This is a genomic window from Streptomyces sp. NPDC050164 (assembly GCF_044459945.1).
In the GTDB taxonomy this organism is placed as follows: domain Bacteria; phylum Actinomycetota; class Actinomycetes; order Streptomycetales; family Streptomycetaceae; genus Streptomyces; species Streptomyces coeruleorubidus_A.
On the sequence record NZ_JBITJK010000080.1, the window covers coordinates 1 to 9175 of the forward strand.

Here is a 9175-nt window from a genome sequence, read left to right on the forward strand (position 1 = left end):
CGCTTCCTTTGTACTCACCCTCTCGGGCTTTCCTCCGGGCGCTTCCCTTCGGTCTTGCGTTTCCGACTCTATCAGATCTTTTCTCGATCCGATTTCCTCGGTGCTTTCCAGGTTCCCGCTTCCGCGTTTCCCTTTCCGGCAGTTCCGACTTTATCAGAGGTTTCCGCCCGGACTAACCAGCCGCTCGTTTCCGATTTATCGGGATGGGCTTCAATGAAATCAGCGTTTCATGAAGCAGACAGATGCTCACTGCTGCCGATCTGAGGTTGCACCTCTTGTCCAGGCAACTGTTCAAATCTACCTCCTCACACGAGCCGTGTCAACGGCTCCTGTGGGGCGAAGAGGAGACTAGCAGTTGAACGGACGTGGTCGCACATCAGGTGGCCGCGGGGCCGTTCAGGCAGCAGTCGGGACGGTGGCGCTGCGTTCCGCTGCCTCGACGTCGCCGGTCTCGCCGGCACGGGCGGCACGGCCGCCCAGGACGTAGACGTAGGCGAGGAAGGCCAGCTCGGCGGCGACTCCGATGGTGATGCGGGCCCAGGTGGGGAGGCCGGAGGGGGTGACGAAGCCTTCGATGGCGCCGGAGACGAAGAGGACCACCGCCAGGCCGATGGCCATGCCGATGGCGGCACGGCCTTCCTCCGCGAGAGCTGTGCGCCGTGTGCGGGGGCCCGGATCGATGAGGGTCCAGCCGAGGCGCAGGCCGGTGCCGGCGGCCACGAAGACGGCGGTCAGTTCGAGCAGGCCGTGCGGGAGGACCAGACCGAGGAACGTGTCGAGGCGGCCGGCCGAGGACATCAGGCCGACGCCGATGCCCAGGTTGACCATGTTCTGGAAGAGGATCCAGATGACCGGGAGTCCCAGGAAGACACCCAGGATCAGGCACAGGGCTGCGGCCCAGGCGTTGTTCGTCCAGACCTGGGCGGCGAAGCTCGCGGCAGGGTGGCTGGAGTAGTACGTCTCGTACTGGCCGCCGGGGCGGGTGAGCTCGCGCAGTTCACTGGGGGCCGCGATGGAGGCCTGTACCTCGGGGTGGGCGCCGATCCACCAGCCCAGGAGGGCCGCGACCACCGTGGACAGCAGCGCGGTGGGTACCCACCAGTGGCGTGACTTGTAGACGGCGGCGGGGAAGCCGTGGGCGAGGAAGCGGGTGACGTCGCGCCAGGAGGCGCGTCGGGTGCCTGTCACTGCGCTACGCGCGCGTGCCACGAGTTGGCTGAGCCTGCCGGTCAGCTGGGGGTCGGGGGCGCTGGACTGGATCAGGGAGAGGTGCGTGGCGGTGCGTTGGTAGAGAGTGACGAGTTCGTCGGCTTCGGCACCCTTGAGGCGACGCTGGCGACGGAGCAGAGCTTCGAGGCGGTCCCACTCCGCTCGGTGGGCGGAGACGAAGACGTCGAGGTCCATCGGTGTGCCTGCTCCTCGGCTGTTCGTCGGCGGCTCGTCGTGGATCAGCTTGTCGTACTGCGACGCGATGCGCCCTCAGCTTGGCAGACTGGCCCTGTCGGGGGCAGGGCAGGGGAAGGACGGCAGGCGTGAGTGAGCTGGTGACGGGCGAGGCGGTGGCGCTGGAGCTGCGCCCCGCGAGGTTGCCCAGCAGGGCGCTGGCCGTGTTGCTGGATCTTGTGGTGGCCGTGGCCGTCTACGTTGCGGTGACCATCGCGATCGTGGTTTCCACCGCCTCGCTCGACGAGGCGGCGCAGACGGCGCTGTCGATCGCGACGTTCGTCCTCGTGCTGGTGGGCGGGCCGATCGCGGTCGAGACTCTCAGTCACGGGCGCTCGCTCGGGAAGATGGCATGCGGTCTGCGTGTGGTGCGCGACGACGGAGGGCCGATCCGGTTTCGGCATGCGCTGGTGAGGGGCTTGATCGGGGTGATCGAGATCCTCATGACCTTCGGGGTCGTCGCCTGTATCGCCTCGTTCGTGTCGGCGCGTGGGCGGCGGCTGGGGGATGTGTTCGCGGGGACTCTCGTCGTGCGGGAGCGGATTCCGGTCGCGCGGACCGGATTCGTGCCGCCTCCCCCGCCCTGGCTGGCGGGGCGCTTCTCCGGGCTCGATCTGTCTGCGGTGCCCGACGGGTTGTGGCTCGCCGTCCGTCAGTATTTGACGCGCGTGCAGCAGTTGGACCCGCAGGTGGGCTGGTCCATGGCGGAGCGGCTGGCGTCTGATCTCGCCGAACGTACGGGGGCTCCGGTCCCGCAGGGTGTTCCGCCGGCGGCGTATCTGGCGGCGGTCGTGCATGAACGGCAGGCGCGGGAGGCTCGGCGGGCTTTCGGGAGCGGGTCGGCTGCCTCGTCGGCCGGTCCGGCTGCTGAGACCGCTACGGGTGCCACTGCGGCTCCAGCTGCTGAGAGCGCTTCGGCTTCCGACGCGGCTCCGGCTGCGGGCGCGGCGCCCGCTGCTTACGGGCCGCCGGTTGTGCCGCCTGGTGCGGCGTCCGAGCCGTCTGGTTCTGGTGCGGTTGTCGAGTCGTCCGGCGGGGTTCGGCCCGCGGAGTCGCAGCATGAGATGCCGACGGGCGATCGTCCCGGGACCGGGTTCGTGCCGCCGGCGTAGTGGAGGGCGGGGCTGCCCGTTCAGCCGGAGGTGCCCTCAGGGGAACACCGACGGCGGTGATTCGAGGTCTTCGAGCTCGATGCCGGGGGCCGCGAGCACCACGTCGCCGGCGATGTGCACGGCGTGCTGTTCGCCGGTGTCCAGGGCTGTGACCTGGTATTCGTCCACGGTCAGGGGGCCGTTGTCAGTGGCGTGTGCTTCTCTTTTCAGCAAGGTCCACGACTGGTCCACGGTGCGCGGGGCGAGGACCGGGTCCGTGAAGGCGACGAGGCGTACGCGGGTGGCAGCCGAGGAGGGGGTGAGGCGCAGGAGACGGGTGGTGGCGACGAGGAACGCCGGGGAGGTGCCGGTGAAGGCGTGGGCGCGCACATTGCCTTCGGTGGCGTCGGTTCCGGTGGGGCCGGTGCGGACCCAGGTGACGCCGTCGAGGGCGGCGCCGCGGACCTGCCAGGCGGCGGCGTGGAGTTCGAGGCGGATGGGGCGGCCGAGTTCGTCGAGGGTGAGGTCGACGGAGCCGTGGTGATCGCCTGAGGGGGTGGTCAGCTGGGAGACGTAGCGCCAGCCGGAGGGGCCGATGGCGCAGTGGAAGTGTTCTTCTGCGAGGGGGGTGTGATCGTGCGGATCGTGGAGCGAATAACGGCCGCGGGGCATGGGGGTCCTGGGTCTTGACGGGCTGGGCAGGTCGCTGGTCCGTCAAACGGGGCAGGCCCCCGGCACGGGGGTGCGGGGGCCTGCCTCGGAGGACCTGAGCTGCTGCCGAGGAGCGCGTCAGTGCACGGACGCGCTCACCACGGGCTGCGGTGCGGGCTCGGCAGCGCTGTGCTGCTCGGCTCAGTAGCGGTAGTGGTCCGGCTTGTACGGGCCCTCGACCTTCACACCGATGTACTCGGCCTGCTCGGGACGGAGCGTGGTCAGCTTCACACCGAGCGCCTCCAGGTGGAGACGCGCGACCTTCTCGTCGAGGTGCTTGGGCAGCACATACACACCGGTCGGGTACGCGTCGGGCTTGGTGAACAGCTCGATCTGGGCCAGAGTCTGGTCCGCGAAGCTGTTGGACATCACGAACGACGGGTGACCCGTGGCGTTGCCCAGATTCAGCAGACGGCCCTCCGACAGCACGATGATCACCTTGCCGTCCGGGAAGGTCCACGTGTGGACCTGCGGCTTCACCTCGTCCTTGACGATGCCCGGGATCTTCGCCAGACCGGCCATGTCGATCTCGTTGTCGAAGTGACCGATGTTCCCGATGATCGCCTGGTGCTTCATCCTGGCCATGTCGCCGGCCATGATGATGTCCTTGTTGCCGGTCGTGGTGATGAAGATGTCGGCCGTCTCGACGACCTCGTCCAGGGTCGTCACCTGGTAGCCGTCCATCGCCGCCTGCAGCGCACAGATCGGGTCGATCTCGGTGACGATCACCCGGGCGCCCTGACCGCGCAGGGACTCCGCACAGCCCTTGCCCACGTCACCGTAACCGCACACAACCGCCGTCTTACCGCCGATCAGGACATCGGTGGCACGGTTGATGCCGTCGATCAGCGAGTGGCGGCAGCCGTACTTGTTGTCGAACTTCGACTTGGTCACGGCGTCGTTGACATTGATCGCCGGGAACAGGAGGGTGCCGTCGCGCTGCATCTCGTACAGGCGGTGAACACCGGTCGTGGTCTCCTCCGTCACGCCACGGATCTCGGAGGCCAGCTGGGTCCACTTCTGCGAGCCGTCCGTGATGGTGCGGTGCAGGAGCTCGAGGATGACTCGGTGCTCGTCGGACTCGGCGGTGTCGACGTCCGGGACCTTGCCGTCCTTCTCGTACTCGACGCCCTTGTGGACGAGGAGGGTGGCGTCACCGCCGTCGTCCAGGATCATGTTCGGGCCGCCCGTGGGGCTGTCCGGCCAGGTCAGCGCCTGCTCCGTGCACCACCAGTACTCCTGAAGCGTCTCGCCCTTCCAGGCGAACACCGGGACGCCCTGCGGGTTGTCGGGCGTGCCGTTCGGGCCGACGGCGATGGCGGCCGCGGCGTGGTCCTGGGTGGAGAAGATGTTGCAGGAGGCCCAGCGGACCTGGGCGCCCAGGGCGACCAGGGTCTCGATGAGCACGGCCGTCTGCACGGTCATGTGCAGGGAGCCGGTGACGCGAGCGCCGGCCAGCGGCTGCGCCTCGGCGTACTCCTTGCGGATCGCCATCAGGCCGGGCATCTCGTGCTCGGCGAGGGTGATCTCCTTGCGGCCGAACTCGGCCAGGGAGAGGTCGGCGACCTTGAAGTCCTGTCGGTTTTCGACAGTCGTCATTGAGAGCTGCTCCTCGGGGTTGGGTCGAGGTGGGTACGGCTGGTCTGCGCGGCGGCGGACACAGGGGTGCCCGAAAGAGGACACAGGCATGCCCGCGTGTGCGCAGCGCAGTCCGTCGGAGGCCCTCTCTCCCTCGGCCGGTCCGCGGTGGGACCGCCCGACCGCCATCAGCAGCGACGTCTGGCTCCGTCCCAAGCTACACCGGGGGCGCCTGCGATCCCCAGTCCGCAGGGAAACACATCAAGCCGATCCCGTAACGGGCGGGGGTGGGAGTGTCGGTGAGGTGCGGGAGTGGTGGAAGGCCGCGGGGCCCGCCGAGTGGTTCGGCGGGCCCCGCGGCCTGAGGAGTCGTACGAGGGGGTGTCAGTGGTCGGTGGCGTGCGGGGTGGGGCCGCCGGGGCTTGCCTCCGGGTCGGAGCCCTTGGCCGCTTCGGCCTCGCTGTAGACGTCCGGCTCGAGGTAGATCACGCGGGCGATCGGGACGGCCTCGCGGATACGGGACTCGGCGGCGTCGATGGCGGCGGCGATCTCGGTGGCCGTCTCCTCGTGGCGGACGGCGATCTTGGCGGCGACGAGGAGTTCCTCGGGGCCGAGGTGGAGCGTGCGCATGTGGATGATGCGGGTGACCGTGTCGCCGTCGACGAGTGCGGCCTCGATCTTCTGGGTCTCCTCGACGCCGGCGGACTCACCGAGCAGCAGCGACTTGGTCTCGGCGGCGAGGACCAGGGCGATCAGGATGAGCAGGATGCCGATGCAGAGGGTGCCGATGCCGTCCCAGACGCTGTCGCCGGTGAGCAGGGCGAGACCGACGCCGCCGAGCGCGAGGATCAGGCCGACGAGGGCGCCGAGGTCCTCCAGGAGGACGACCGGGAGCTCGGGGGCCTTGGCGTGGCGGACGAACTCCTTCCAGGAGCGCTTGCCCCGCAGGACGTTGGACTCCTTGATGGCCGTGCGGAAGGAGAAGGACTCGGCGATGATCGCGAAGATTAGGACCCCGACCGGCCAGTACCAGTGCGTCAGCTCGTGCGGGTGCTTGATCTTCTCGTAGCCCTCGTAGAGGGCGAACATGCCGCCGACCGAGAAGAGGACGATGGAGACGAGGAAGGCGTAGATGTAGCGCTCGCGGCCGTAGCCGAAGGGGTGTTGCGGGGTGGCCTCGCGCTTGGCCTTCTTGCCGCCGACCAGGAGCAGCGCCTGGTTGCCGGAGTCGGCGACCGAGTGCACGGACTCGGCGAGCATCGACGACGAGCCGCTGAAGAGGAACGCCACGAACTTCGCTACCGCGATCGCGAGGTTGGCGACCAGTGCCGCCACGATCGCCTTGGTGCCGCCTGACGCGCTCATATGTTCGCGTTGTCCCTTCGTACGCCGTTCCAGGGCCGGGATGCCGCCTTGGTGCGGCGCCCGTGGCTTTGCCCGTGCTTGACGGTGGGCCATTGTTGCAGCCCGCTCGGGCTGCGGTGCTTCAGGTCACCAGCACGGGGGTCATCGAAACGGTCACGCGACGACGGTGGCCCGGAAGAGCGTGCCGGTTCCGGACACTTCGGCCTTTTCGCCGGCTGGGACGAAGACGGACCGGCCCGGTGTCAGGTCGTGTTCGCCCGCCCGGACCGTGCCGGCGGCGCAGAGCAGGATCTGCGGGGTCGCGCGGGTGAGGTCGTGGGCGCTGCCGGCCTCGGGGAGGACGTAGCGGGACAGGCGGAACTCGTCGATCGGGGTCTCGTAGACCTCTTCGCCGTCCGGGGAGGCCTCGGGGCGCAGGACGCCGGGGTCGCTGGGCTGGAAGCGGACGATGCGCAGGAGCTCGGGGACGTCGACGTGCTTGGGGGTCAGGCCGCAGCGCAGGACGTTGTCGGAGTTGGCCATGATCTCGACGCCGAGGCCGTTCAGGTAGGCGTGCGGGACGCCCGCGCCGAGGTACAGGGCCTCGCCGGGCTGGAGCCGGACGCGGTTCAGCAGCATCGCGGCGATGACGCCGGGGTCGCCCGGGTAGTGGTGGGCGATGTCGGCGTAGGGGGCGTAGGCGCCGCCGAGGCGGGTGCAGGCGGCCGCCGCCTCCGCGACCGTCCGGGACATCTCCTCGGGGTCGGCGGTGAGGATCGCCGTGAGGACCTCGCGCAGGGCGGCGTCCTCGGGATGGGCGTGCAGCAGGTCGACGTACGGCTTGAGGGAGTCGACGCCGAGGTCGTCGAGCAGGCCGGCGGCCGCGAGCGGGTCGCGGAAGCCGCACAGGCCGTCGAACTCGGTGAGGGCGCAGATCAGTTCGGGCTTGTGGTTGGCGTCCTTGTAGTTGCGGTGCGGGGCGTCCACGGGGACGCCGCGGCGCTCCTCGTCCGCGTAGCCCTCCTTGGCCTGCTCCAGGTCGGGGTGGACCTGGAGGGAGAGCGGGGCGCCGGCGGCGAGGATCTTGAGGAGGAAGGGCAGGCGGGGGCCGAACTTGGCGACCGCGGCCGGTCCGAGTTCCTTCTCCGGGGCGGCGTCGATGACCTCGACGAGCGTGCCCCGGTCGGTGCGTGAGGGCGCGCCCGGGTGCGCGCCCATCCACATCTCCGCCTGCGGCTCGCCGGTCGGTTCGGTGCCGAGCAGGTGCGGGATGGCGGTGGCGGAACCCCAGGCGTAGGGGCGGATGGTGTTGTCGAGGCGGTCCATGGGGGTCTCTCTGGGTGTTCGGGCGTGCGAGCGCGTCAGGGTGTCCCGGGCATGATCAGGCCCTCGAAGCGAGCGCCAGGTAAACCGCGGCGAAATCTGTGATGGCGATCAGTTCCGCGAGGGTCTCCAGTTCGCCGCCCGCCTCCGGTTCCAGCTCGCTGATCGGCGTGTCGTGGCTGAGGGCCAGGTCGCGGGCGCCGGGGGCGGCGGTGAGGCCGCCGATGGGGCGGTCGCGGAGGAGCACCACGCGCGCGTGCAGGGCGGGGGGTTCCTCGACGCGGTCGCGGAAGAAGTCGTCGGGGTTGGCGCTGGCGGCCAGGGGGCCGGCGAGCAGGGCGCTGTGTGCGGCGAGGGCCTCGGGGAGCTCGGCGACGACCGCGGGGGTGCCGGACAGTTCGGCGAGCGCGGCGGCGAAACGGCGGCCCGCCGGTCCGGCCGAGGTGCCCTCGGTCCAGACGATCGGGAGCGCGTCGGCGAGTTCGGCGGCGAGGGTCTTGGCGGGGTTGCTGTAGGTGGCGATGGCGGGGCCGCAGCGCTCGGCGACGTGGTCGAGGCGGTCGGCGACCTTGCCGAGGGCGTCCTGCGGGGCGGCGAGCACTCCCGTACGGTCCAGGAGCGCCAGCAGTGGGGTGAGCAGCGCCCACAGGACGCCGGGGGCGGAGGCGGCGAGGGGCTCGTCCTGGTCGTACGGGGCGGTCGCCATGGGGATGAACAGGCCGTGCGAGCCGTTCACCGCGTCGGCGAGCGGGGAGCGGCTGGGGGCCACGGCGACGACGGCGCAACCGCGGCGGTAGGCCTGTTCGGCCAGGAGGGACAGGCCCGGTTCGGTGCCGTCCGGGGTGGTGATCAGGAGGAGGTCGACGGAGCCGACCCAGCCGGGCAGTTCCCAGCGCAGGGCGCCCGCGGCGGGGGCGACGCCGCTGGGGGCCAGCCGCGTGACCGGGCTGCCGGCGCCGGCGAGGGTGCCGAGGAGGTCGGCGGCGTGGGTGGCGGCGGCGCCCGGGCCGGCGATGAGGACGGCGCGGGGGCGGCCGTCGGGCTTGAGGTCCTTGATGCCGGCTTCGGCGGAGTGGCGGGCGGCCGTGCGCACGCGGGCGCCGGCTTCCGCGGCGCCGCGGAGCAGCCCGCGGTGGTCGGCCTCGGAGAGGCCCTCCGGGGAGTCGAGCAGCGATTCGTCGAGCATGGGCGGCAGCCTCCGATCGCCGGGGTCCGTTCCGGGCCCGTTTTGCGGATGTCCTACGTCGGTGCCCGCTGTGCCGGGGGCTATGTGCACCGGGGTTCACGCGGGTGGGTCTGCCCCGGTCGGGTCTACGCGGGGCGGCGGGCCTCGTCGACCAGGAGGACGGGGATGCCGTCGCGGACGGGGTAGGCCAGGCCGCAGTTCTGGGCGGTGCAGAGCAGTTCGGTGTCCTGCTCCTTGAGGGGAGCGTGGCAGGCCGGGCAGGCGAGGATTTCGAGGAGGCCGGCTTCGATGGCCATGCGGGGTCCCTTCGGGGATCGGGCGGGGTGGTGTTGGTGCTTGGGGTGGTGCGGATGTGCCTGGTCAGGGTACCGCCGGTGGGGGCGGGGGTGGTTGATACGTGCGGCGGGGGGTGCCTCTATGTCCTTCGTCAAGCCTGGGTTGGTCATGCGATGGCTGCTTCGGGGAGGCGGGGTTCGTAGAAGGTGCCGTCGCGGAGCAT

Annotated in this window: 9 protein-coding genes; 2 read left to right on the forward strand and 7 right to left on the reverse strand. The window is 70.4% G+C overall.

The features are described 5' to 3' along the window. Window positions 1–264, forward strand: a 264-nt coding sequence (locus tag ACIBNA_RS44700; RefSeq protein ID WP_399171196.1) for a hypothetical protein, incomplete at its 5' end; no start/stop codon positions are given. A gap of 132 nt (window positions 265–396) precedes the next feature. Here ACIBNA_RS44700 and ACIBNA_RS44705 read toward each other — a convergent pair. Beyond that, window positions 397–1404, reverse strand: a complete 1008-nt coding sequence (locus tag ACIBNA_RS44705) for a stage II sporulation protein M (protein ID WP_399171199.1) — start codon at window positions 1402–1404, stop codon at window positions 397–399. 128 nt (window positions 1405–1532) lie between these two features. Between ACIBNA_RS44705 and ACIBNA_RS44710 the strand changes: the two genes are divergently transcribed. Next, window positions 1533–2555, forward strand: a complete 1023-nt coding sequence (locus tag ACIBNA_RS44710) for an RDD family protein (RefSeq protein ID WP_399171201.1) — start codon at window positions 1533–1535, stop codon at window positions 2553–2555. Between the two features lie 36 nt (window positions 2556–2591). On the opposite strand, the gene ACIBNA_RS44715 is transcribed toward ACIBNA_RS44710, so the two are convergent. From ACIBNA_RS44715 to ACIBNA_RS44740, 6 genes are all read right to left on the reverse strand, one after another. Then, complete coding sequence (locus ACIBNA_RS44715; protein ID WP_399171203.1) at window positions 2592–3206, reverse strand: hypothetical protein; 615 nt, start codon at window positions 3204–3206, stop codon at window positions 2592–2594. Between the two features lie 180 nt (window positions 3207–3386). Further along, window positions 3387–4844 carry an adenosylhomocysteinase gene (gene ahcY, locus ACIBNA_RS44720; RefSeq protein ID WP_399171205.1) on the reverse strand — a complete coding sequence of 486 codons (1458 nt, stop codon included), beginning with the start codon at window positions 4842–4844 and terminating at the stop codon, window positions 3387–3389. A gap of 363 nt (window positions 4845–5207) precedes the next feature. After that, window positions 5208–6188: a cation diffusion facilitator family transporter gene (locus ACIBNA_RS44725; protein WP_399171207.1), complete on the reverse strand. Its 981-nt coding sequence runs from the start codon at window positions 6186–6188 to the stop codon at window positions 5208–5210. Between the two features lie 153 nt (window positions 6189–6341). Beyond that, window positions 6342–7493, reverse strand: a complete 1152-nt coding sequence (manA, locus tag ACIBNA_RS44730; protein ID WP_399171209.1) for a mannose-6-phosphate isomerase, class I — start codon at window positions 7491–7493, stop codon at window positions 6342–6344. A gap of 55 nt (window positions 7494–7548) precedes the next feature. Continuing rightward, window positions 7549–8676, reverse strand: coding sequence for an SIS domain-containing protein (locus ACIBNA_RS44735; RefSeq protein WP_399171211.1), 1128 nt, complete (start codon window positions 8674–8676; stop codon window positions 7549–7551). A gap of 125 nt (window positions 8677–8801) precedes the next feature. Next, window positions 8802–8972, reverse strand: coding sequence for a Trm112 family protein (locus ACIBNA_RS44740; RefSeq protein ID WP_399171213.1), 171 nt, complete (start codon window positions 8970–8972; stop codon window positions 8802–8804). Window positions 8973–9175: the final 203 nt, after the last annotated feature.